Source organism: Pseudomonas danubii (assembly GCF_042980055.1).
Lineage (GTDB): Bacteria > Pseudomonadota > Gammaproteobacteria > Pseudomonadales > Pseudomonadaceae > Aquipseudomonas > Aquipseudomonas danubii.
In genome coordinates, this window is sequence record NZ_CP116502.1 from 2,736,110 (window position 1) to 2,757,894 (window position 21,785).

The 21,785-nt window shown below is 63.0% G+C and carries 22 protein-coding genes and 1 pseudogene; 14 read left to right on the forward strand and 9 right to left on the reverse strand.

Going from position 1 to position 21,785, the window contains the following annotated elements:
• Window positions 1–134 precede the first annotated feature (134 nt).
• From PFZ56_RS12670 to PFZ56_RS12680, 3 genes are all read left to right on the forward strand, one after another.
• Window positions 135–905, forward strand: coding sequence for an IclR family transcriptional regulator (locus PFZ56_RS12670; RefSeq protein WP_102861521.1), 771 nt, complete (start codon window positions 135–137; stop codon window positions 903–905).
• A 100-nt stretch (window positions 906–1,005) separates the two neighbouring features.
• The gene (locus PFZ56_RS12675; protein WP_102861522.1) at window positions 1,006–1,587 is read left to right on the forward strand and encodes a YceI family protein; all 582 of its coding nucleotides are present in this window, start codon (window positions 1,006–1,008) and stop codon (window positions 1,585–1,587) included.
• A gap of 1 nt (window position 1,588) precedes the next feature.
• Window positions 1,589–2,746: a phosphatidylserine/phosphatidylglycerophosphate/cardiolipin synthase family protein gene (locus PFZ56_RS12680; RefSeq protein ID WP_102878660.1), complete on the forward strand. Its 1,158-nt coding sequence runs from the start codon at window positions 1,589–1,591 to the stop codon at window positions 2,744–2,746.
• 248 nt (window positions 2,747–2,994) lie between these two features.
• Here the strand turns inward: PFZ56_RS12680 and bglX are convergent, their stop codons facing one another.
• Window positions 2,995–5,286: a beta-glucosidase BglX gene (gene bglX, locus PFZ56_RS12685; protein WP_102878661.1), complete on the reverse strand. Its 2,292-nt coding sequence runs from the start codon at window positions 5,284–5,286 to the stop codon at window positions 2,995–2,997.
• Window positions 5,287–5,526: 240 nt separating this feature from the next.
• Between bglX and PFZ56_RS12690 the strand changes: the two genes are divergently transcribed.
• From PFZ56_RS12690 to PFZ56_RS12715, 6 genes are all read left to right on the forward strand, one after another.
• Complete coding sequence (locus tag PFZ56_RS12690) at window positions 5,527–6,135, forward strand: LemA family protein (protein WP_170002642.1); 609 nt, start codon at window positions 5,527–5,529, stop codon at window positions 6,133–6,135.
• A gap of 195 nt (window positions 6,136–6,330) precedes the next feature.
• Window positions 6,331–7,089: a YgcG family protein gene (locus tag PFZ56_RS12695; RefSeq protein ID WP_110595022.1), complete on the forward strand. Its 759-nt coding sequence runs from the start codon at window positions 6,331–6,333 to the stop codon at window positions 7,087–7,089.
• 29 nt (window positions 7,090–7,118) lie between these two features.
• A complete protein-coding gene (locus PFZ56_RS12700; RefSeq protein ID WP_110595023.1) occupies window positions 7,119–7,736 on the forward strand; it encodes a TPM domain-containing protein in 618 nt (205 codons plus the stop codon).
• A gap of 281 nt (window positions 7,737–8,017) precedes the next feature.
• Entirely contained in the window at window positions 8,018–9,235 is a 1,218-nt protein-coding gene (locus PFZ56_RS12705) for an SAM-dependent methyltransferase (protein ID WP_102878665.1), read from the forward strand.
• A 96-nt stretch (window positions 9,236–9,331) separates the two neighbouring features.
• Complete coding sequence (locus tag PFZ56_RS12710) at window positions 9,332–9,913, forward strand: DJ-1/PfpI family protein (RefSeq protein WP_123393474.1); 582 nt, start codon at window positions 9,332–9,334, stop codon at window positions 9,911–9,913.
• 14 nt (window positions 9,914–9,927) lie between these two features.
• Complete coding sequence (locus PFZ56_RS12715; protein WP_047302295.1) at window positions 9,928–10,233, forward strand: ribbon-helix-helix domain-containing protein; 306 nt, start codon at window positions 9,928–9,930, stop codon at window positions 10,231–10,233.
• Between the two features lie 268 nt (window positions 10,234–10,501).
• Here PFZ56_RS12715 and PFZ56_RS12720 read toward each other — a convergent pair whose 3' ends face one another.
• From PFZ56_RS12720 to PFZ56_RS12740, 5 genes are all read right to left on the reverse strand, one after another.
• Window positions 10,502–11,122 (reverse strand): hypothetical protein, encoded by a 621-nt coding sequence (locus PFZ56_RS12720; protein ID WP_170002644.1) that lies wholly within the window; start codon window positions 11,120–11,122, stop codon window positions 10,502–10,504.
• 9 nt (window positions 11,123–11,131) lie between these two features.
• Window positions 11,132–11,422, reverse strand: coding sequence for a hypothetical protein (locus PFZ56_RS12725; RefSeq protein WP_262379549.1), 291 nt, complete (start codon window positions 11,420–11,422; stop codon window positions 11,132–11,134).
• Between the two features lie 210 nt (window positions 11,423–11,632).
• Window positions 11,633–14,194, reverse strand: coding sequence for a TonB-dependent receptor (locus tag PFZ56_RS12730; protein ID WP_170002648.1), 2,562 nt, complete (start codon window positions 14,192–14,194; stop codon window positions 11,633–11,635).
• Between the two features lie 120 nt (window positions 14,195–14,314).
• Window positions 14,315–15,277 (reverse strand): FecR domain-containing protein, encoded by a 963-nt coding sequence (locus PFZ56_RS12735; protein WP_170002650.1) that lies wholly within the window; start codon window positions 15,275–15,277, stop codon window positions 14,315–14,317.
• On the reverse strand, window positions 15,274–15,822 hold the full coding sequence (locus tag PFZ56_RS12740) for an RNA polymerase sigma factor (RefSeq protein WP_102861537.1): 549 nt from the start codon (window positions 15,820–15,822) through the stop codon (window positions 15,274–15,276). Before PFZ56_RS12740 ends, PFZ56_RS12735 begins: the two co-directional genes overlap by 4 nt.
• A 138-nt stretch (window positions 15,823–15,960) precedes the next feature.
• Between PFZ56_RS12740 and PFZ56_RS12745 the strand changes: the two are divergent.
• From PFZ56_RS12745 to PFZ56_RS12760, 4 genes and pseudogenes are all read left to right on the forward strand, one after another.
• Window positions 15,961–16,200 (forward strand): annotated as a pseudogene (locus PFZ56_RS12745) (nitrilotriacetate monooxygenase); the annotation flags it as partial.
• A gap of 77 nt (window positions 16,201–16,277) precedes the next feature.
• Complete coding sequence (locus tag PFZ56_RS12750; protein ID WP_102878679.1) at window positions 16,278–16,616, forward strand: YegP family protein; 339 nt, start codon at window positions 16,278–16,280, stop codon at window positions 16,614–16,616.
• Between the two features lie 263 nt (window positions 16,617–16,879).
• On the forward strand, window positions 16,880–17,524 hold the full coding sequence (locus PFZ56_RS12755; RefSeq protein WP_110595044.1) for a hypothetical protein: 645 nt from the start codon (window positions 16,880–16,882) through the stop codon (window positions 17,522–17,524).
• Window positions 17,524–18,057, forward strand: a complete 534-nt coding sequence (locus PFZ56_RS12760; RefSeq protein ID WP_110595045.1) for a hypothetical protein — start codon at window positions 17,524–17,526, stop codon at window positions 18,055–18,057. Before PFZ56_RS12755 ends, PFZ56_RS12760 begins: the two co-directional genes overlap by 1 nt.
• 69 nt (window positions 18,058–18,126) lie before the next feature.
• Here the strand turns inward: PFZ56_RS12760 and PFZ56_RS12765 are convergent, their stop codons facing one another.
• Entirely contained in the window at window positions 18,127–19,014 is an 888-nt protein-coding gene (locus PFZ56_RS12765) for a dihydrodipicolinate synthase family protein (protein ID WP_170002652.1), read from the reverse strand.
• 32 nt (window positions 19,015–19,046) lie between these two features.
• Window positions 19,047–19,829 (reverse strand): aldolase, encoded by a 783-nt coding sequence (locus PFZ56_RS12770; RefSeq protein ID WP_102878683.1) that lies wholly within the window; start codon window positions 19,827–19,829, stop codon window positions 19,047–19,049.
• Between the two features lie 161 nt (window positions 19,830–19,990).
• Here PFZ56_RS12770 and PFZ56_RS12775 point away from each other — a divergent pair, with 161 nt between their 5' ends.
• Window positions 19,991–20,533: a helix-turn-helix domain-containing protein gene (locus PFZ56_RS12775; protein WP_110651880.1), complete on the forward strand. Its 543-nt coding sequence runs from the start codon at window positions 19,991–19,993 to the stop codon at window positions 20,531–20,533.
• Between the two features lie 77 nt (window positions 20,534–20,610).
• On the opposite strand, the gene PFZ56_RS12780 is transcribed toward PFZ56_RS12775, so the two are convergent.
• Window positions 20,611–21,630: a DUF4917 family protein gene (locus PFZ56_RS12780; RefSeq protein WP_170002693.1), complete on the reverse strand. Its 1,020-nt coding sequence runs from the start codon at window positions 21,628–21,630 to the stop codon at window positions 20,611–20,613.
• Window positions 21,631–21,785: the final 155 nt, after the last annotated feature.

Here is a 21,785-nt window from a genome sequence, read left to right on the forward strand (position 1 = left end):
ACAACCCGTAAACTCCGCTTCCTCGACCGTTTTCGCCTTGCCTGACCTTCGTCTCAAAACTTTTCGTACAGAGCCTAAGGCCCGCATCTTGCTGGGAAAAACCTTTACCCATCTTCAGTCAGGGAGTTCGGACTATGGCCAGCAAGGTAGAAACCGGCAGCGTGCGTTCCGTGGAACGGGCCCTGGCCATCGTCGAGTTGCTGGGCCAGCACCAGGCCTTGGGCCTGGAGGAGTTGCACTACCTGACGGGGCTAGCCAAGGCCACGGTGTCGCGCATGTTGCTGACCCTGCAGGAGCAGGGCTGGATCTACCGTGGCCTGAGCGACAGGCGTTATCGCCTGAGCGCCCGCAGCCTGTTCGGCGACAGCCGGCAACGCTTCAAGCGCCATCTGGTGGAGCAGGCGGCGCCCTGGATGCTGGAGTTGAGTGCACGCACCGGACTGGTCAGCGACCTGTCGAGTTTTGACGGTGAGCACCTTGAGGTCCTGGAAAGTGCGGTGCCTGCGGTGTTGCGCAAGCGCTACCCGAACAACAGCCGGATTGTCGGCCAGCATGCCAGCCTGTTTCATTCGGCCATGGGCAAGGCCTGCCTGGGGGCCCTGGCCAGTGATGAAGTCGAGCGTCTGGCCGAGCGTGAGCGAGTACCGGCCGAAGACCAGCAGCAGGCTTGCGCCCAGTCCCAGCATCTGGGCTTCGGTCAGCGTACCGAGGGCCACTGGGAATATCCGGTACGCCTGCCTTTTCTGATTCGTGCCGTGGCCCTGCCGTTGCAGGCCGAAGGCCGGGTGATCGGCAGCATCGCTCTGCATTGGCCGATGGATCTGAGCTGTGTCGAGCAGGTGCGCAATCGTCACTTGGGATTGCTGGCCGACACCATTGAGCAATTGCAGAAGTCCATTGCCTGAGCCATTCCCCGTCTACAACGGCTGGGCCCCACTTGAGCGCGGTGTTTGCCAGCCCCCTGGCAGCCGGTTAAGGTGGCGCCTTCTGTTCACGGGAGCTTGCATGCGTACGCCGATCCGCCTTCTTATCAGCCTGCTCGGGGTACTCGCCCTGCCGGCCCAGGCCAACTGGTACCTGGACAACGAGTCTTCCCGGGTGTCCTTCGTGACCACCAAGAACGCCAGTATTTCCGAGGTCCAGCGCTTTCTGGTGTTGCACGGCAAGGTCGACGCCAAGGGCCAGGCCCGGTTGCAGATCGAGCTGGACTCGATCAGCAGCGGCATTCCCCTGCGCGATGAGCGCATGCGCCAGGAGCTGTTCCAGGTCCAGCAGTTTCCCGAGGCGCAGATCACGACGCAGATCAACCTGCGGCCGATCAACGACCTGGCCCCCGGGGCGCAGATCGAGCTGCTGTTGCCGGTCACCGTGGCCCTGCACGGCCAGGAACACACCTACAACGCCGAGCTGCTGGCCACTCGCCTGGATGAGCGGCGTTTCCAGGTGGTGACCTTGGAACCGCTGGTTCTCAATGCCGAAGACTTCAACCTGGCACCGGGCCTCGACAGCCTGCGCAAAGTGGCTGGCTTGTCGGCCATCAGTTTCTCGGTACCGGTGGGTGCGGTACTGATCTTCACGGCGCGCTGAAATGCGCGGAGCGGTGTTCCCTTGGCGTGAAGGCAACCGCTTCGAGCTGTTGATCGACGGTCCCCAGTTCTTTCCGCGCATGCTGGTGGCCATTGCCCGCGCCCGGCAGCAGGTGGAGCTGGAGCTGTATCTGGTGGAAGCCGGCGCATGTGCCGACGCTCTGGTCCAGTCCCTGGTCCAGGCTGCCGAGCGCGGGGTGCGGGTGCGCTGTCTGTTCGATGACTATGGCAGCCTGGCTTTTACCCAGGCCTTGCGCCTGCGCTTGACCACGGCCGGTGTCGAGCTGCGTTTCTACAACCGCCTGAAGTGGCGCCAGGGCTTTCTCAATCTGTATCGCGACCATCGAAAACTGTTGCTGGTGGACCAGTCCCTGGCCGTGGTGGGCGGTACTGGGGTTACCGATGAATTCTGGCGGCCCGAGGACAACAGCTGCGACTGGCATGAAGTGATGGTGGAGATCGCCGGGCCCGCGGTGCTGGACTGGCAAAGGCTGTTCGACCGCCAGTGGAGCGCCAACCTGCGCAAGGGCGCCTGGCGGCCCGACGTGGATTTCGGCCTGCCCCATCTGCCCCGTGTGCCTGACTCGGGAGAGGGCATGGGCCGGGTGGCGTATGCCGACTCGCGTCAGCATCGCGACATCCTGCATTCACTGATTCGTGCCCTGCACAGCGGCCAGCAGCGCATCTGGCTGGCCACGCCTTACTTCTTGCCGACGTGGTCGGTGCGGCGCTCATTGCGCAAGGCCGCCGCCCGGGGCGTCGACGTACGCCTGTTGCTGACCGGACCGCACACCGATCATCCGGCCGTGCGCTATGCCGGGCACCGTTACTACCCGCGCTTGCTCAAGGCCGGTGTGCGGATTTTCGAGTATCAGCCGTGTTTCCTGCATTTGAAGATGGTGCTGGTGGACGACTGGGTCAGTGTGGGGTCGTGCAATTTCGACCACTGGAACCTGCGCTTCAACCTGGAAGCCAACCTGGAGGCCCTGGACCCGCCACTGACCCACTCCGTGGCGGCGAGCTTCGAGGCGGACTTCGCCCAGAGTGAAGAGATCAGCCTGGCACAGTGGCGCAACCGGCCGTTGTGGCGGCGGGTCAAGCAGCGGATCTGGGGTTGGGTCGACCGCCTGGTGGTCAACCTGCTGGACCGGCGCGGCTGACCGACACGGCTGACATGGCTGGCTGTAGCCGCTGCCGGAGGCTGCGAACGAGCGCGAAGCGGTCGCGGCGGTCGTGAGTCCGATGGAGGTTTGGCGGTAGATCGACAAGCAAGGTCCTGCGGACCTTTGCGCAGCCTCGCAGCCTCGCAGGCTCGGCAGCGGCTACAGATATTGCAGCGATTGTGGGGATTGCGGGGATTGCAGAAGGAGTCGGCCGGCGCAGGTCATGCGCCGGCCGCTGACAGGCATCAGAGCAGTTCGAAGCTCTGTTGCTTGACGTCCTGGGAATCCAGGCCGATCTGTACATTGAAGTCGCCCGGTTCCGCGGCGTACTTGAGCTGCGCGTTGTAGAACTTCAGGTCGTCCTCGGTGATGGTGAAGTGAATGGACTTCTCTTCGCCGGCCTTGAGCATGACTTTCTGGAAGTTCTTCAATTCCTTGATCGGGCGGATCATCGAGCCGGCCACGTCCTGGATGTACAGCTGCACCACGGTTTCGCCGTCACGCTTGCCGGTGTTCTTCACGGTCACGCTGGCATCGAGCTTGCCGCTCTTGTTCAGGGTGGTGGAGGACAGTGCCATGTCCGACAGGCTGAAGCTGGTGTAGCTCAAGCCATAGCCGAACGGATACAGCGGGCCGGTGGTGTCGTCGAAGTACTGCGAGGTGTAGTTGCCCGGCTTGCCCGGCGTGAACGGCCGGCCAATGGTCAGGTGGTTGTAGTAGGTGGGAATCTGGCCCACGGAGCGGGGGAAGGTGATCGGCAGCTTGCCCGACGGGTTGTAGTCGCCAAACAGTACGTCGGCAATGGCATTGCCGCCCTCGGTGCCGCTGAACCAGGTTTCCAGGATGGCGTCGGCTTGCTGGTTTTCTTCCAGCAGTGACAGCGGCCGGCCATTCATCAGCACCAGCACCAGAGGCTTGCCGGTGGCCTTGAGGGCCTTGATCAGCTCGCGCTGGCTGGCGGGAATGTGCAGGTCGGTGCGGCTCGAAGACTCGTGGGACATGCCACGGGACTCACCCACAGCGGCCACGATCACGTCCGCCTGCTTGGCCGCCTTGACCGCTTCGTCGATCATCTGCTGCGCCGGACGCGGGTCGTCCACCACTTCCGGGGCATCGAAGTTGAGGAAGTTCAGGTAGTCCACCACCTTCTTGTCGGCGGTAATGTTCGAGCCCCGGGCGTACACCAGTTGGGCCTTGTCACCCAGGACGTTGCGCATGCCGTCGTACAGCGTCACCGACTGCGCCGGTACGCCAGCGGCGGCCCAGCTGCCCATCATGTCGATGGGGGCCTTGGCCAGGGGGCCGACCAGGGCGATCTTCGCGGTTTTCTTCAGCGGCAGGGTGTCGTTGTGGTTCTTCAGCAGCACCAGGCTGCGGCGGGCGATGTCCCGGGCGTCGCTGCGGTGCAGGCGGCTTTCGGCGTTGGTGTCGGCCGGGTCGTCCTCGGCCTTGCCGATGCGCACATAAGGGTCCTTGAACAGGCCCATATCGTACTTGGCCGCCAGCACTTCACGCACCGCGTTGTCGATGTCCTTCTGCTCGATCTCGCCGGACTTGAGCAGCCCCGGCAGTTCCTTGCCGTACAGCGAGTCGTTCATGCTCATGTCGATGCCGGCCTTGATTGCCAGCTTGGCCGCTTCACGACCGTCCTTGGCGACGCCGTGGCGGATCAGCTCGATGATCGCCCCGTGGTCGCTCACCGCCAGGCCCTTGAAGCCCCATTCCTTGCGCAACAGGTCGTTCATCAGCCAGGTGTTGGAGGTGGCCGGCACGCCGTTGATGGAGTTCAGGGCCACCATCACCCCGCCGGCACCGGCGTCGATGGCTGCGCGGTAGGGCGGCAGGTAGTCCTGGTACATCTTCACCGGGCTCATGTCGACGATGTTGTAGTCGCGACCGCCTTCCACGGCGCCATACAGGGCGAAGTGCTTGACGCTGGCCATGATGCTGTCCGGCAAGGCCGGGCTCTGGCCCTGGTAGGCATTGACCATGACCTTGGCAATGCGCGAGACCAGGTAGGTGTCTTCGCCGAAGCCTTCGGAGGTACGGCCCCAGCGCGGATCGCGGGAGATGTCCACCATCGGCGCGAAGGTGATGTCCAGGCTGTCGGCGCTGGCCTCCTTGGCCGCGATGCGCCCGGAACGGCCGATGGCGTCCATGTCCCAGCTGGACGCCAGGGCCAGGCTGATGGGGAAGATGGTCCGGTGGCCGTGGATCACGTCATAGGCGAAGAACATCGGGATCTTCAGCCGGCTGCGCATGGCCGCGTCCTGCATCGGCCGGTTTTCCGGGCGGGTGATGGAGTTGAACGTGCCGCCGATATTGCCCGCGGCAATTTCCTTGCGGATCAGCTCACGGGGCATTTCCGGGCCGATGCTGATCAGGCGCAACTGGCCGATCTTCTCTTCCAGGGTCATGCGCTTGAGCAGATCGCTGATAAAGGCTTCTTTGTTTTCCAGGGGGACCGGGGCAGATTCGGCCAACACAGGGTGACTGGCCAGGCTGACCAGCAGGCCCAGCAAACACAGCTTATTCATGAATAGTGTTCTCAAGGGCTCAAGACCGACGCATGAGTGACGCGTCGAACAGCCAAAATTTAGGGAGCGGCTATTGTTGTTCAGATAAATCCAGCACACTTCTGAACTCTTTTTCGCGCTGGGCATCTTTTAGCCCATCAGCCCGATGCATTCCAGTGGCGCAGGCAGATTTTGCCCCACAGGATGTGTGAAACCGGGCAAAAGATTCTTTTCCATCAGGTTGTGCAAGGAGCCCCACCCATGAACATCACCCAAAGCCTGCGCTCGAGCTGGCCCATCGCTGCCCTGTTGCTGCTTACCAGCCTGCTCAGCGGCTGCGGCATCAACAACATTCCGACCCTGGACGAGCAGGTCAAGGCCGACTGGGGCCAGGTGCAGAACCAGTACCAGCGCCGCGCCGACCTGATCCCCAACCTGGTGGAAACCGTCAAGGGCTACGCCAAGCACGAGGAAGCCACCCTGACCGCGGTGATCGAGGCGCGGGCCAAGGCCACCTCGATCCAGGTGGACGCCAAGACCCTGGACAACCCGGAAAAACTCAAGCAGTTCCAGCAGGCCCAGGACCAGTTGAGCGGAGCCCTGAGCCGTCTGATGGTGGTCTCCGAGCGTTATCCGGATCTGAAGGCCAACCAGAACTTCCTGGCCCTGCAATCCCAGCTGGAAGGCACCGAGAACCGCATCGCCGTGGCCCGCCGCGACTTCATCCTCGCGGTGCAGAAGTACAACACCGAGATCCGCACCTTCCCTGGTCGCCTGTGGCATAGCCTGATGTACAGCGACCTGCCGGTGCGTGAAACCTTCGAGGCCACCAGCCCTGACGCCGACAAAGCGCCGCAAGTGAAATTCTGATGGGCCGCGGGCAGCGCGTGCTGCCAAGCACGCGGCTGTCGCTATGGCTGGTGAGTGGCGCCGTATTGTCGCAACAGCCGTTCCAGCTCCAGTTCCGACTCTGACCGCCGCCGTAGCGGCGGCGGCAGTTTTGGCGGTGGCGGGGCGTCCGGCAGTTGGTAGCACACGCGGACAAACATTAAGGATGAGGTGCTGATGCGACTTTATAAAATCGGCCTGGTGCTGTTGCTCTGGGTCTTTGCGGTCACGGCCCAGGCCGAGCTGAGGTTTCCGGCCCTGAGCGGGCGGGTGGTGGACGACGCGCAGATGATCGAGCCGACCATCAGCGCCCTGCTGACTCGGCAACTGCAAGCCCACGAACAGGCCACCGGCGAACAGTTGGTGGTGGTGACCCTGCCGGACCTGCAAGGCGCCAGCATCGAGGAATACGGCTACCAGTTGGGGCGCCACTGGGGCATCGGCCAGAAGGACAAGAACAACGGCGCGCTGCTGATCGTCGCTCGGGACGAGCGCAAGCTGCGCATCGAAGTAGGCTACGGCCTGGAGGAGCGCCTGACCGACGCCCAGGCCTCGGTGATCATCAACCAGGTGATCACCCCGGCGTTCAAGACCGGGCAGTTCAGCAAGGGCATCAGCGACGGGGTTTCGGCCATGCTCCTGGTGCTCGGCGGCACGCCGCTGGACGAGCCGGCCACGGCCTATGACAGAGGCGGCGAGAGCAGCGACCAGGACGATTTTGTCCAGCGTCACCCGTGGCTGTTCATCTTCATGGTGCTGCTGTTCATCCTGGTGGTGATAGTGGCGCAGGCGCTCGGGTTCATCACCACCACCAGCGGGCGCGGCGGTGACGGAGGCGGTGGCTTCGGCGGTTTTGGTGGTGGGTCCGGCGGCGGTGGCGGCTTCAGCGGCGGCGGTGGCAGCTTTGGCGGCGGCGGTTCCTCCGGCGGCTGGTAACTCAAAATAAGAAGTGGAAATCCAACGACATGGCATTACTCAGTGAATACGAACAACGGCAAGTGGCCGAAGCCATTGCCCGGGTGGAACAGCAGACCGACGCCGAACTGGTGACGGTGCTGGCCGCCCGAGCCGACGACTACGCCTATATCCCGCTGCTCTGGGCCAGCCTGCTGGCGCTGGTGGTGCCGGGGCTGGTGCACTACGCCACTGGCTGGCTGAACATGCACCTGTTGCTGCTGGCGCAATGGGCGACCTTTATCGTGCTGTGCCTGGTGTTTCGCCTACCCTGGATCACCACCCGGCTGATCCCGCGCTCGGTGCGCCATTGGCGGGCTTCCAACCTGGCCCGACGGCAGTTTCTCGAACAGAACCTGCACCACACCGTGGGCGGCACCGGGGTGCTGATCTTTGTCAGCGAAGCCGAGCGTTACGTGGAAATCCTCGTGGACGAGGGCATTTCCAAGCGTCTGGATAACAAGCAGTGGAACGGCATCGTGCGCAACTTTACCCAGCAAGTCCGCCAGGGCCAGACCCTGCAGGGCTTCCTCGACTGTATTGAAGCCAGCGGCGAGTTGCTCAAGACCCATGTGCCCCTGACCCAGATACGCAACGAATTGCCCAACCGCCTGGTGGTGCTCAACTGAGCCCACCGCCGTAGGAGCCGGCTTGCCGGCGAACAGGCCCCTGAGTCTTGCGCCGCCCTTGAGGACGCCTTCGCTGGCAAGCCAGCTCCTACGGCGGTGCGATATCGCTGTTGTTCATGCAGGAGCCGGCTTGCCGGCGAATGGCCTCTGAGCCTTGCACCGCCCTCGGGCGAGGATTTTTTACCGTCGAGTGAATAACTTCGTGCCCCGACGCGGCTTGCTCCCTAAAATACCTGCCACTCCCTGATTCACACCCCGCATCGCCCGAGGCACCTGCCCCCATGTCTGTGACCGCACCTTCCGCCCGTCCCGCGCCGGATCATCACGCCCAGTTCCTGCAATTGCTCGACACCAGCCTTGCGCAAAACGCCTTTATCAAGCTGGTACTGGCCAAGCACGTGGGCCCGGAGGCGGACCTGCAACGCCTGATCATCAAGCAACTGACGGTCAAGGAGCAGCCGTGCCTGTCCTTCGTCTACCGCTACAAGACCCGGGACATCACCAAGAACTTCTCCCTGGACGAAGGCATCGCCGCCATCGCCGGGCTGCTGCCGGCTTCGTTCAAGAACGCCCACCTGCTGACCCTGACCGACGAAGTGCAGCTCGAATACAGCAAGAAGGGCAAGAGTTCGCTGTTCAAGGGCAAGCCGCAAACCCAGCGTGATGTGCCGTCGGCCGAGCACAACCGCGAGAAGAACCGCTTTCTTGACCTGAGCCGGCCTTTCCTCGCCGATCTTGGGGTGACCAACAAGCAGCATGAACTGATCCCGGCCATGTCGCGCAAGTGGAAGCAGATCAACAAGTTCATCGAGGTCTTCAGCCACGCCCTGGGCAGCTCGCCGATCAAGCTCGATCAGCCGGTGCGGGTCGCGGACTTCGGCTCCGGCAAGGGCTACCTGACGTTCGCCATCCACGATTACCTGCGCAACACCCTCAAGGCCGAGGGCGAAGTCACCGGCGTCGAATTGCGCGAGGACATGGTGACCCTGTGCAACGCCGCCGCGCAGCGCCTGGAACACCCGGGCCTGGTGTTCAAGTGCGGTGACGTGCGCAGCGTAGCCCCCAGCCAGCTGGACGTGATGATCGCCCTGCATGCCTGCGACATCGCCACCGACTACGCGATTCACACCGGCATCCGCTCCGGCGCGGCGATCATCATGTGCTCGCCGTGCTGCCACAAGCAGATCCGCCTGCAGATCCAGAGCCCGGCGCTGCTCAAGCCGATGCTGCAATACGGTCTGCACCTGGGACAGCAGGCGGAGATGGTCACCGACAGCCTGCGGGCGCTGTTCCTCGAAGCCTGCGGTTATGAAACCAAGGTCTTCGAGTTCATCTCCCTGGAACACACCAACAAGAACAAGATGATCCTGGCGGTCAAGCGCGCCGAGCCGGTTGACCCGACCCAGTTGCTGGCCAGGATCGAAGAACTCAAGGCCTTCTACCAGATCAGCGAACACTGCCTGGAAACCCTGCTCAAGGCCGACGGCTATCTGGGTTGAAGCCGCTGTAGTACCAGGCTATTACCCGGGCTGGCGCAATGGGACTACCTTGAGTACTCCTTCCGCCCACGTCTTTCCCTGAAAGGAGTCCACTCCATGGCCGCGAAAAAGATCCTCATGCTGGTTGGCGATTACGTCGAAGACTACGAAGCGATGGTGCCGTTCCAGGCCCTGCTGATGGTCGGTCATACGGTGCATGCCGTGTGCCCGGACAAGATCGCCGGGCAGACGGTGCGCACGGCGATCCACGACTTCGAGGGCGACCAGACCTACAGCGAGAAACCGGGTCACCTGTTTGCCCTCAACTACGACTTCGCCCAGGTCAGCTCCGCTGATTACGACGCCCTGCTGATCCCCGGCGGACGTGCTCCGGAGTACCTGCGCCTGAACGCCAAGGTGCTGCAACTGGTCAAGGAATTCGACCAGGCCGGCAAGCCCATTGCCGCGGTGTGCCATGGCGCGCAACTGCTGGCGGCGGCGGGTATCCTCGAAGGCCGCGAGTGCAGCGCCTACCCGGCCTGTGCCCCGGAAGTGCGGCTGGCCGGTGGCACCTACATCGATATCCCGGTGACCGAAGGCCACGTCCAGGGCAATCTGGCCACCGCCCCGGCCTGGCCGGCGCACCCCAGCTGGCTGGCGGGTTTCCTGGGGCTGCTGGGCACCAAAATCACCCTGTAAGCGAGGACCACGCCATGTGCGAGCTGTACGTCAAGGCCGACCCGATTCTCTACGAATCCCGTTCCCGCTCGCTGCGCATCTGTGGCGTGGTCACCACCTTGCGCCTGGAAAACCAGTTCTGGGACATCCTCAGCGAAATTGCCGAAGTGGACGGCATGACCACCAACCAGCTGATCGCCAAGCTGTATGAAGAGGTCATGGATTACCGCGGCGAAGTGGTGAATTTCGCCTCCTTCCTGCGGGTCAGCTGTACCCGCTACCTGAGCCAGCGGCGCACCGCCGCCCCTGACCTCAGCCTGGTACGGCGCAACGCACTGTAGCCGCTGCCGCAGGCTGCGAACGGCCCGCAGGGACGCGGGGCTCTGAAGGCCGCCGGAGGTTTGACGGGCGATCGCCAAGCAAGGTCCTGCGGACCTTTGCGCAGCCTCGCGGGCTCGGCAGCGGCTACAGGGCTCAGCTGATTTTGCTGAGGAAGCCTGGTAGCTCCGGTTCCGGGAGCACCGACAGCACCTTGAGGCGTTGCAGCATGCGCTGGCCGGCGCGTTGCAGGTGTTCGCGAAGGTTCAGGGCCGCGGCAAAGGCTGAGGGCTAGAGCCCCAGGCGTGCCAGCTGGCGCAGGTCGGCGATCACCGCCGGGTTGCCGCCTTCGAGCACATCCAGGCGCATTTGCGCGATCAGCGATTTCAGCAGCTCGGTCTGGGTCATCCGGGTGGCTTGCAGCAGGCGCGCTAGATCCTCGGCCACATAGTGGTTGACCTTCAGCGACAGGCGTTTCATTGAATGGACCGCCGGCAGCTGGCGGGCCTCGGCCTGTTCGGCCAGGTAGGCGGTGAAAGTGCTATGCACCCGTTCCAGGCACGGGGCGACCCGGGCGCTGAAGTAGTAGCTGAAGAACAGTTTGCGCATCTGCACCCCGGCGTCCTGGATCACCGAGTGCATGGCGGCATCCAGAACATCCAGATAGACCGCGGGCAGCCGCGCCTCGATGGAGGTCAACGGGTGCTGGCGCGTGTCCTTGATCGCCGGCGTCGACTGGGGCGGAATGGCCACGGTGGTGGCGCACTGGTCGCAGACCCCCACCAGGATGTCCCGGGCCAGGCCGTTGCCGTCGCTGAAGGGGACGTCGCGCCGCAGGTAGGTGATGCCGACCACCTGTTGGCAATGCTCGCAGAGCGCCTTGCCCCGGTCGCCTTGCAGAAAGAGTTTCATGGGTTGCCCTCATCGGTGAACGCTGATGAACCACACATCTGGCTCGATAAAGTAGAACTTGATGTACCAGCCGGCCTTTTTCAGCACGTGGACCGCGATGCCCGGGACGCTGTGATATGCGCTGCAACTGTGGTCCGGGCCCTTGCAGGCGCTGATGACCTCGATCAGTTGACCGACCGAGACTTCGCCCGTGGCCAGCAGGTTCTTGACCTCGATCGAGCCGCGCGCGGCATGCAGATAGTCGCCATTCTGTAGTGCATTGATCAGGTCACGCCTGACCTTCCTGAAGCCTCTGTCCATGATGCTTTCTCGGTTGTACGACAGATGTCGTACACAATCAATGGGAAGTCGACTGAAAGCGCCCAAAGGCATTTCAGCGGTTTTCAGGGGGGAGTCGATCTTAGCCCGGCAGGAGCGGGCGGCAGGGCTTGGCTAAAGGCTTGCAATACATCCGTGATGGCCAACGGCTGGCCTGCTGCGGTGCGTCCGATGCACCGCAGCCAGTTGCCGTCAGAAGAAGCGGGTCACGCTGATCTTGGCGTTGCGTCCCAGGCTGGAGGCGTTCTCGCCGCTCAGCGGTGGGCGATAGTCACGGTTGAACATGTTGTCCAGGGTGAAGTTGACTTCGGTGCCCTTGAGGTAAGGCTGCTGGGGTTTCCAGTTGGCGAACAGGCCGTGCACGTTGTAGCGGTCGTTCTTGTACTGGTCCCAGTAGGCGTCGCCCAGGGCGCTGGCCGGGCCGCCGGCATAGAGATCGCTGGGCACGCGGTCGGTCTGGCGCACCCACTGGCCCTGCCAGCCCACTTGCGCATCCCACTGTGGAATCTTCACCCCCAGGCTGGCCACCCACTTGCGTGGCGGGATGTCCCGGGCCCAGACGTTCGGGCCCCAGGGGTTGGTGTAGGCCCCTTCATGCTTGCCGGTGATCCATGAGTAGGACAGGGAGCCGAACAGGTAGGTCGAGTCGTAGAAGCTTTCCACCTCGAAGCCCTTGATGGTCAGGTCGCCGATGTTGCGATAAACCCCGATGGTCGGCTGGTTGCACACCTGGCCGATGCTCTTGCCGCTGGTGAGTTGCTCGGGGCAGCCGATCCCGAGGTTCTTCATGATTTCGTCTTTGATGGTGTTGTGAAACAGCGTGGTACGCACTTGTACGCGGTCGGCCTGGGTGAACACGTCGGCGAAGCTGGTGATGTTACCGGCGCGCAACGCGGTGATACGTTCCGGGTCGAGGTCGCGGCTGGTGGCGGAACGGGTGGAGGCGGCCGACTGGACCTCGTACTGCTCGTCGATCACCGGCGCGCGCCAGGTCTTGCTGTAGTCGGCGAACAGGGCGAATTGCGGAGTCACCGTCCAGAACGCCGACAGCCGAGGCGACCAGCCGGTGTAGGTCTTGTCGCCGTAGTCGTGGCCCGCCACCGGGTCGGGGCTGTTGTAGATCGGTGCGTCGTTCTTCTGGCCGCGGTTGCGCACATGGTCGTAGCGCAAGGACGGGGTCAGGGTGAAGTCCCCCAGGGTGATGGCGTCCTGGATGTAGAAGGCATTGTTGTCGACCTTGCCGTGGGGCATGAAGCCCGGCTGGTAGTGGCCGTAGTTGTACTTGGGCACTTCATAGGTCTTGCCCGGCATCCACATGTCGACTTCGCGGGTGTGCTTGCGGATCTGGATGCCATTGGTCAGCGCGTGTTCCAGCGGGCCGGTGCTGAAGCGGCTGGTGTTTTTCAGGGCCAGGATCTTGTCGTCATAGCCCACGGTGATCTTGCGGCCACCGGAGGCCGGCTGGAAGTAGGCGTTCGGCCCGCGTTCGTCGGTCTGGTCGGTGGTGGAGTCGGAGTACTTGGCCTCGAAGTCGATCCAGGGATTGTCTACGGGGGTGTACTGGTACTTGGCGATCCAGGTGGTGTCGATGGTATTGCGCTGCGCCAGGAAGCGGCGGGTGGCGCCGTCATAACCGTACTTGTCGATGTCGCTCTGGCTCGGCGGCGTCGGGTAGCTCTTGGCCGAGAAGGGCGCCCAGATGTCGCTGTTGGAACGCATGTAACTGAAGCCCAGGCGATGCTCGTCAGTCAGTTGCATGTTTAGCTTGAACAGCTCGCCCTCCATGTCCTGGGCGGTGTTGGGCAGGCGCTTGGGGTTGATCGGGTAGGCATTCTTCGGGTCGGGCTGGGCGCTGGCTATCTTCATGTCATCGCCGTCGCGCTTGGTCCAGTAGGCCAGGGCGTCGAAGCGCTTATCATCGGTGCGGCCGTACACCGCGCCGGTGTAAGCCTGTTCGTGGCTGTTGCTGCTGTAGCCGTACTTGAGCATGGCGCCGCTGTTGCGCCCGTCTTGCAGCAGGTCGGGTGCGTCCTTGGTCTCCATGTGCACGGTGCCGCCGAAACCGCCATTGCCGGTCTCGGGGGAGTGCGGGCCCTTTTCCACCTCCAGGCGCTTGATCAGTTCCGGCTCGATGAACACCGAGCCCTGCTGGTAGCGTTCGAAGCCGCTCTTGGTGGCGCCATCGACGCTCATCGGCACGTCTTCGGCGTCCCCCAGGCCCCAGATGTTGATGGTCTGGCCGCCGGGTTTCAGCGAGCCGCCCAGGCTTACGCCGGGCAGGGTGTCGATCAGGCTGACCACGTTGGTGGCCTGGTGGCGATCGATTTCCGCCTGGTTCAAGGTCGAGCGGCCAACACTGGCGGCGTCCACTTCGGTGCCGTTGCCGATCACGCTCATGGCCCCCAACTGCAGGGCCGAACCGCTGCTGAGGCTGGTCTCGGCAGGGCGCACGATGTAGGTGTTGTCGACCTTCATCAGGTTGAACTGGCCGTTCTGCAGCAGGGCGCGAATCGCCTCTTCCGGGCTGTAGTCGCCTTGCAGGGCCGGGGCCTTGGCATTGCGCAGCAGTTGTTCATCGAACAGCAGCTGGATTTTCGCCTGCTGGGCGATCTGGCTCAGGGAGGCGGCCAGAGGTTGCGCCGGCAACTGGAAATGCAGTGGCCCGGCATGGGCCTGCAGGCTGAATGCCAGGCAGGCGGCGAGCAGGGTCGGGCGGGTACGGACTAACGGAACAGGCAAGAACGCGCGAAACATGACTTCCCCCAGAGCGGCTTAAAGGCCAAAAAGGCGCTGCGGACAGATCGCAGACGGGAGGAAGACGCGGCAGTGAAAAAAAACCTCATATGCGAATGCAAAATATTCTCATATAAAAAATTAGCGGGCTTCGATCTTCAGCTGACCGTTGGCCTGGACCCGGGTTTTCACCGGGATCAGGGCCGGTAGAGCCTTGACCAGGGCATCCGGATCGTTGACGTCGAGGTTGCCGGAAACCTTGTAGGAACCCAGCGGGCCCTCGGCCAGTTGTACCGGTTGCTGGCGGTACAGGTTCAACTCGTCCACCAGACTGGCCAGGTCGCGGTTGCGAAAGGCCAGGCGCCCGCTGCGCCAGTCGGCCACCTCGTCGCGGTCCAGGGTCTGTTGGCGCAAGGTGCCTTTTTGCAGGTCATAGGTGGCCTGTTGCCGAGCGCCCAGCAGGGTCAGCTCCCCGGGCTTGCCGTCCGGGCTGAAGGCCACCTGGCCGTGGGCCACGCTGACCACCAGTTGGCGCTGGCCGCGCCGCACGTCGAAAGCGGTGCCCACCACCCGTACCTTGGCCTCGCCGCTGTGCACCCACAGCGGACGCTCCTTGTCGGCGGCGACTTCCAGGTACAGCTGGCCCGCCTGCAAGTAGATGTTGCGCTGATGGGCGCTGAAATCGACGCTCAACTGGGTATTGGCATTGACGTACAAAGTGCTGCCGTCCGGCAGCTTGAAGGCTCGCGCTCCCTGTTCCTGGGCTGCGATCTGCTGCCGGTAGGGTGCCTGGGGCGTGCCCAGATTGACCGCCAGTACCGCGCACAGCAGAGCAGCGGCCACTGCCAGGGCCGGGCGCCAGAGCGGCGCCTTGCGCCGGGGGAGTGGCACCGGGCGGCTCAGTTGTTGCAGCTGCGCCAGGTCGTCCCACAGCTCCTCGAATTCGGCGTAGGCCCGGGCATGGGCCGGTTCACTGACCCAGCTCTCGAAGGCCTTACGCGTGGCACGGTCCGGATCATTGCGGTTACGGGCGAACCAGCTGGCGGCCTGGGCATCGATCTGCTCGCTGTCGAGGTCGTCGTGGGTGCCGGGAAAGCGGGTCATTCAGGCTGCTCCTTGCCATTTTCTCGTTGTAGGTGCTGCTTGCAGTGCAGCAGGGCAAAGGCGATGTGTTTCTCCACCATGCTCACGGAAATCCCCATGCGTTCGGCGATCTGCGCCTGGCTCAGCCCTTCGAAGCGGTGCAGCATAAGGGCTTCGCGGCGGCGCGGCGAGAGTTGGGCGAGGACTTCTTTCAATTGTTCCAGGCGTTGCAGGCGCTGGGCGGCGGGCAGCGGCTCGTGCTGTTCGTCGGCCAGGGGCTCGCTGTCGAAATTTTCCTCGTGGCGGGCCTCGTGGTGCACCTTGGAGCGCACTTGCTGGCGCCGCCAATGATCGCGCAACAGATTACGCGCCATCTGGAACAGGAAGGCCCGGGGCTGCTCGACCTGGGCCCGATCACGGTAATCGAGCCATTGGGTGAACACGTCCTGGGTCATGTCCGCCGCGTCGCTGGCGTTGTCCGTGCGTTTACGCAGGAAATGCAGGATGTCCGCATAGAACCCGCGAACAGAGTCCGCCGACGCAGAGTCGGTCTTGGAGCGAGACATGGATATCCTTCTTGACGACGCGGTGAGCACAAGGTCGCGAATGATATCGAGAATTATTGCTATTTGTCACTTTGCGAATGATTGGCCAGCAGGTGCCTGTTTTTCCGGATCAACCAGGCCTTGAACCGTGCTGGGAACGGCTCGCCAGGGCAGATCGTTGATGAACTGGCGACCTGGTACGAGGAGTACGCCGCCGATGGCTTCAATGTGCTGTTTACCCATTTGCCGGGAGCCATCGAGGATTTCGTGCAATTGATCACCCCGCAGCTGCAACGCCGGGGCCTGTTTCGCCAGCGTTACACGGGACACACCCTGCGCGAACACCTGGGGCTTGCGCGAGTGGAAAACCGATTTTTCAGTCATCGGGGCAATGGCTGAATCGCGCAAAGAGTCTTTACTTTCAAGGCGCAACGCCCATCGATCAACGCCCATCAATCAACGCAAGGAACAACAGCATGTCCGGATGGTATGAGTTGAAGAAAAGCAGCAACGGTCAATTTCGTTTCGTGCTCAAGGCGGCCAACGCCGAGACCATTCTCACCAGCGAGCAATACACCACTCGCGCGGCCGCGGAGAACGGCATTGCCTCGGTGCAGGCCAACAGTCCCCTGGAGGAGCGCTACGAGCGCAAGAGCACCAAGGACGGCCAGCCCTATTTCACGCTGAAGGCGGCCAATCACCAGATCATCGGCAGCAGTGAAGCCTATTCATCGGAAGCGGCCCGGGACAAGGGCATCGCCAGCGTCAAGGCCAACGGTCCGAGCCACAACATCAAGGACCTGACAGCCGTTTGAACCCGGTTCGGTAATGCCTGAGGCCGCTCGGCCTGATCAGGGGCAAGGCCGCACGGCTGCGCCGCCATTTGCCCAACTGAAGCTTGTCGCCCGTGATGGCGGCAAGCTTTGGTTCGAGCCCCTGGCGGACGCCAGCCGATTGGCGACTGAATTATGGCGAAATGATATTACTTGCTTTATCCTCCGCGCCCGTCACCGGGCGCTCGGCATGCCAGGCACCTTGGGTGACGTTATCGATCATTGTCCAAGGGATCTGCGACCTCATGATTCGCCCTCTCGTATTACTCGCTGCGCTGCTGGCGCTGAGCGGTTGCTACAGCCTGCCTTCCACGAAAATCGCCGAGAGCATGCGCCCGGATTCGCAGTCGGGGGTGGCCTATGTGGTGGGCGTGGTGGGCATTTGGCCGAAGGCGGTGCACACCGCCAACGAACAGATGCTGCTGATTCGCCCACGAGGTGGTGAGGGATTCGCCTCGGCACGCTTGTACAACCAGATCTACGGCCGCACGCCACGGGATGTGCGCGAGACCTGGCACGGCATCGGCAGCCTGTTCGTGATGCCGCTCAAACCCGGGCGCTACGAGATCTACAACCTGCACTTCGACCGCGGTAACGCCACCGCCTGGAGCCGCGAAGACTTCTCCATCCCCTTGGAACTGGAAGCCGGCAAGGCCTATTACGTCGGTGATTTCCGCGCCGGCTGCCTGTCGGCGGCAGGGGCCAAGTGCGTGTTTCTGCACAGTGACCACCTGGAGCGCGACGCCGCCCTGGTACGCGCCAAGTACCCGCAGGTGCCGAGCCTGCAGCGGGTCGATCTAGAGAAGATGGAAGACGTCACGTCGTTGATCGTCAAGGAGCAGGGGCCCAAGGCGTCGATGCTCAAAGCCATGCTGTCGGGGGATCTGTAATGAGCAGTCGGTTGTGGTTGTTGCTGGTGCTGATGCTGGGACTTGGCGGTTGCCAGACCAGCCATAGTCTCAAGCCGGCCGAGGTGGATTATCAGCAGCGGTTGCCGGCGATCAGCGTCAGTGTGATGGGAGCCATCCCCGCCGGCCTGATCCGTGACAACCTGCGTCGTCGCGGCACCTTCGAGCAGGTGCAGTCGGGGTTCAGTGTCGATGGCTACAACGTGATCGTAATGGCCAACAGTGATTACTTTGGCTGGCAGAACATTCCCATGGGGCTGCTCAGTGCGATGACCTTGTTTATCGTGCCGGGCCGGGCCACCTGGGACAGCCAGGTGATGTTCCATGTCAGCCGTGGTGACCAGCCGCTGGCCAAGTATCGGGTCAGCAATCAGACCCGCTCCTGGCGCGGCTGGGCCAATCCCGATGGTGGCCAATACCAGCATGTGCAGCGCATCACCGACGACTTCATCGCGCAGATGTTGCAGGACCCGCAGTTCAAGGCCCAGGCCCCAGTGGTGCAGAACAGTCACTGAGCCACGCGTGAACGCGGCCCATGCCAAAGCCCGGACGGTGACAGCCGCCCGGGCTTTTTTGTCAGGGCTTCAACCCAGGGTCTGCAGCAGCGCCTGCAACTGTTGGCGTGCGCCCTCGTTCAGGGCAAACACCGGCCGGCGCGGCTCGCCGGCGTTCAGTCCGGCCAGTTCCAGCCCGGCCTTGACCGTGGCCGGCAAGCCGCCCTTGAGGATGAAGTCCAGCAGCGGCAGCTGGCGGTAGAACAGCTCCCGGGCTCGTTGCAAGTCATGCTCCAGCACGGCCTGGTACAGATCGAGATTGAGCTGGGGGATCAGGTTCGCCGCCGCTGTGCACCAGCCGCGGGCACCGGCAGCGAAGGCTTCCAGGGCCAGGGGGTTGCAGCCGTTGTAGAACGGCACCTGGCCTTCACCCAGCAGGTGCAGCTTGTGCATGCGCTGGATGTCGCCGGTGCTTTCCTTGACCAGGGTGACGTTCTCCACGGTGTGGAAAATCTTCAGGATCAGCTCCACCGACATGTCGGTGCCGCTGGTGGCCGGGTTGTTGTAGAGCATGATCGGCACGCCGATGCTGGCGCCGATGGCCTGGTAGTGGGTGAGGATCTCGGCTTCGCTGAGTTTCCAGTAGGAGGTGGGCAGCACCATCACCACGTCGGCGCCCTGGGCTTCGGCAAAGCGCGCGCGGCGGATGGCCTTGGCGGTGGTCAGGTCGGAGACGCTGACGATGGTCGGCACGCGCTTGGCGACGTGGCGGATGCTGAACTCGGCGACCTGGTCCCATTCCGCGTCGCTGAGGTAGGCGCCTTCGCCGGTGCTGCCCAGGGGCGCGATGGCGTGGACGCCGGCGTCGATCATGCGGTCGATGGAACGCCCGAGGGCGTCCAGGTCCAGGCCTTCGCCATGGGCGCCGAAGGGGGTAACGGTGTAGCCGATGATGCCGTGGATATCGGGTGTGGACATGGTGCAACTCCTAGCAAGGCATAAGGGGTGGATCAGTTCAGGCAGTCGGCGTGTTTTTTCAGGTTCTGCCGCGCGTAGTAGTTGAAGGCGGCGCCGTGGCGCTTGGGCTTGGAAATCCAATCGTGGGCTTCACGACCCAGCTCCGGGAGGATCGGCTTGATGGTGCCGGCCGCCATGGCCAGCAGTTGCAGCTTGGCTGCGCGCTCGATCAGTTGGGCGATGACGCAGGCTTCCTCGATGCTGGCCCCGGTGGACAGCTGACCGTGGTGGGAAAGCAGGATCGCGCGTTTGTCGCCCAGGGCCGCGGAGATGATTTCGCCTTCTTCGTTGCCCACCGGCACCCCGGGCCAGGCTTCGAGAAAGGCACAGTCCTCGTACAGCGGGCAGAGGTCCATGTGCGATACCTCAAGGGGCACTTCCAGCATCGACAGCGCGGCAACGTGGGTCGGGTGGGTGTGGATGATGCAGTTCACGTCCGGCCGGGCGCGGTACACCCAGCTGTGGAAGCGGTTGGCCGGGTTGGGCATGCCGTGGCCTTCGAGGACTTCCAGGTCTTCGTTGACCAGCAGCAGGTTGCTGGCGCTGATTTCATCGAAACCCAGGCCCAGTTGCTGGGTGTAGTAGGTGCCGGGCTGCGGACCGCGGGCGGTGATCTGCCCGGCGAGGCCCGAGTCGTGACCGTTCTCGAACAGAATGCGGCAGGTCAGGGCCAGCTTTTGCCGGTCGGTCCACGTATTATCCGCCAGGGTGTTTTGCATCTGGGTCAGGGCTTGCTTGATCAGTTGGTCCTTGGGCAGTGCTAATGTCTTGGCCATATCGGGGTCCTTGGTGAGGCTGCAATGGACGTCGGGTTTGCACTTCACCTGTTACTTGCAAGGTTGTTGGGTGAATGCTAATGACACTAAAGAGGCTATATGACACTTTGTGTCATTGGCAAGCGCCAATCGTTGTTTTCTAGATGGATTAATCGCTCCACATGTCTATCCGTTTGAAATTACTGAGAAAAAAACTTGGCGTGACCCTGGAGGCCCTGGCCGAAAAATCCGGGATGACCAAGAGCTACCTGTCGAAAGTCGAGCGCGGGTTGAACACCCCGTCGATCGCCGCCGCCTTGAAGCTGGCCAAGGCGCTGAACGTCAAGGTCGAGGAACTGTTCGCCGAGGACAGCATCAGCCTGGACAGCTACAGCCTGGTGCGCAGCGATGAGCGCCAGTCACTGGCGGCCAACGACCAGACGCCGGGATATGCGGTGCTGGCCCATCAGGTCAGCGAGCGCAACCTGCTGCCGTTCATCATCTACCCGGCCAAAGAGTTCAGTGACAAGACCTTCAAGGAACACCTGGGGGAGGAGTTCCTGTTTGTCCATGAAGGCCAGGTGGAAGTGGATTTCATGACCGAGCGGGTGATTCTCAACCGTGGCGACGCGCTGCACTTCAATGCCCAGAAGCCCCATCGCATCCGCTCCCTGGGCGACGAGCAGGCGCAGCTGCTAGTGGTGGTACACAGCAACGAAGAATGAGCCCTGTAGCCGCTGCCGAAGGCTGCGAACGGGCCGCAGGCCCGCAGCGATCCCAAGGACGCCCGCGCCCGGCGCAATCAGCGTTCCACGGGCACCGACAGGGCCGGGTTGCCCAGGGCGTGGGTCTTGGAATCGAAGAAGCGCAGGTTCAACTCCAACCCTTCGAACAGCTTGGCGTAGTGGCGCTTCTGGTGCTGGATGAACGCCGCGCTGCGCGGGTAGATGGAGATCGCCAGGGTCGTGACGGCCGACTGGCGGATCGCCTGCACCAGGTGCTGGTCCTGGGGCCCCAGGTTGTGGCCGAAGATGCACAGGGCGCCGCTGTGGTCCAGCAGTTGCTGGTAGCAGAACGACAGGTAGTCCGAGCTGCGGATGGTCTTGAGCTTGTCCGCCAGGGGCCCTTCGCTGACGAACAGCGGCACGTCATCCAGGGTCTTGAGGGTGTTGTTGATGGCGAAGCTGCCCAGCAGGGTGCCTTCGGTGGAACTCAGCTTGCGCGCGCTGCCGTCCAGGTTGCGCACCAGGTGCAGGCCGCCGTGGAGGTAGAGCAAGCGGGTAGCGGCGCTGGAGGTGGTGCCCAGTGCGAAGGCCGGATCGGCGCCGTGAAACAGGTCATCGATGCCTTGGTTGTCGTGCTGCACCGCCCAGTAGTTGAGCAGGTCGTAGTTGCTGGTGAACACTGTGGGATAGCGTCGCAGTTCCTGGTTGATCGCCGCCAGGCTTTGCGGCTGTACCAGGCGCCAGGGGATGTGCACCGCATGCACGGTGTTGATCAGGGCTTCCTTGATGGCGTAGTAGCGGTTGCGCGGCGCCGCCGAGCTGACCGCCAGGGCCTTGTTGACCCGGCTGGTGGTTTTCAGCGCGCCCAGTACCTGTTCGAAGCTGCGGGTCTGCAGGGCTTCGAAGACGCTGAGCTCGGACTGGCTCAGGGGCTTTTCTTCCACTGTGCGAGCGTTTTCGAACAGCGAGTCGTAGGCAAAGTCTTCCCAGACGGCACGGCTGGCACCGTTGCCGATCAGCAGGCCATTGAACGGTGTGCTCGTGCCCAGGCCGTTCCAGTCTTCAAGTTCGGCGTCAAATTCCTGGAAATCCGTCATCGCGGTCATTGGTCTCAAGGCAGAAGGTCATCAGGGCGGCGACTTTATCACGACCGACCCTTGAGCCAGATCAAGATCGCCCGTGACCGATGAGTCGATCCTGTCGGGCAGACATGAATCGACACCCCGCATTGGGCATTCGCCTGGAGACTTCC

Excerpts from the sequence above, each read along its gene's own strand:
- PFZ56_RS12670 (WP_102861521.1), top strand. The coding sequence starts at position 135 with ATGGCCAGCAAGGTAGAAACCGGCAGCGTGCGTTCCGTGGAACGGGCC.
- PFZ56_RS12675 (WP_102861522.1), top strand. The coding sequence starts at position 1,006 with ATGCGTACGCCGATCCGCCTTCTTATCAGCCTGCTCGGGGTACTCGCC.
- PFZ56_RS12680 (WP_102878660.1), top strand. The coding sequence starts at position 1,589 with ATGCGCGGAGCGGTGTTCCCTTGGCGTGAAGGCAACCGCTTCGAGCTG.
- bglX (WP_102878661.1), bottom strand. The coding sequence starts at position 5,286 with ATGAATAAGCTGTGTTTGCTGGGCCTGCTGGTCAGCCTGGCCAGTCAC.
- PFZ56_RS12690 (WP_170002642.1), top strand. The coding sequence starts at position 5,527 with ATGAACATCACCCAAAGCCTGCGCTCGAGCTGGCCCATCGCTGCCCTG.
- PFZ56_RS12695 (WP_110595022.1), top strand. The coding sequence starts at position 6,331 with ATGCGACTTTATAAAATCGGCCTGGTGCTGTTGCTCTGGGTCTTTGCG.
- PFZ56_RS12700 (WP_110595023.1), top strand. The coding sequence starts at position 7,119 with ATGGCATTACTCAGTGAATACGAACAACGGCAAGTGGCCGAAGCCATT.
- PFZ56_RS12705 (WP_102878665.1), top strand. The coding sequence starts at position 8,018 with ATGTCTGTGACCGCACCTTCCGCCCGTCCCGCGCCGGATCATCACGCC.
- PFZ56_RS12710 (WP_123393474.1), top strand. The coding sequence starts at position 9,332 with ATGGCCGCGAAAAAGATCCTCATGCTGGTTGGCGATTACGTCGAAGAC.
- PFZ56_RS12715 (WP_047302295.1), top strand. The coding sequence starts at position 9,928 with ATGTGCGAGCTGTACGTCAAGGCCGACCCGATTCTCTACGAATCCCGT.
- PFZ56_RS12720 (WP_170002644.1), bottom strand. The coding sequence starts at position 11,122 with ATGAAACTCTTTCTGCAAGGCGACCGGGGCAAGGCGCTCTGCGAGCAT.
- PFZ56_RS12725 (WP_262379549.1), bottom strand. The coding sequence starts at position 11,422 with ATGGACAGAGGCTTCAGGAAGGTCAGGCGTGACCTGATCAATGCACTA.
- PFZ56_RS12730 (WP_170002648.1), bottom strand. The coding sequence starts at position 14,194 with ATGTTTCGCGCGTTCTTGCCTGTTCCGTTAGTCCGTACCCGCCCGACC.
- PFZ56_RS12735 (WP_170002650.1), bottom strand. The coding sequence starts at position 15,277 with ATGACCCGCTTTCCCGGCACCCACGACGACCTCGACAGCGAGCAGATC.
- PFZ56_RS12740 (WP_102861537.1), bottom strand. The coding sequence starts at position 15,822 with ATGTCTCGCTCCAAGACCGACTCTGCGTCGGCGGACTCTGTTCGCGGG.
- PFZ56_RS12750 (WP_102878679.1), top strand. The coding sequence starts at position 16,278 with ATGTCCGGATGGTATGAGTTGAAGAAAAGCAGCAACGGTCAATTTCGT.
- PFZ56_RS12755 (WP_110595044.1), top strand. The coding sequence starts at position 16,880 with ATGATTCGCCCTCTCGTATTACTCGCTGCGCTGCTGGCGCTGAGCGGT.
- PFZ56_RS12760 (WP_110595045.1), top strand. The coding sequence starts at position 17,524 with ATGAGCAGTCGGTTGTGGTTGTTGCTGGTGCTGATGCTGGGACTTGGC.
- PFZ56_RS12765 (WP_170002652.1), bottom strand. The coding sequence starts at position 19,014 with ATGTCCACACCCGATATCCACGGCATCATCGGCTACACCGTTACCCCC.
- PFZ56_RS12770 (WP_102878683.1), bottom strand. The coding sequence starts at position 19,829 with ATGGCCAAGACATTAGCACTGCCCAAGGACCAACTGATCAAGCAAGCC.
- PFZ56_RS12775 (WP_110651880.1), top strand. The coding sequence starts at position 19,991 with ATGTCTATCCGTTTGAAATTACTGAGAAAAAAACTTGGCGTGACCCTG.
- PFZ56_RS12780 (WP_170002693.1), bottom strand. The coding sequence starts at position 21,630 with ATGACGGATTTCCAGGAATTTGACGCCGAACTTGAAGACTGGAACGGC.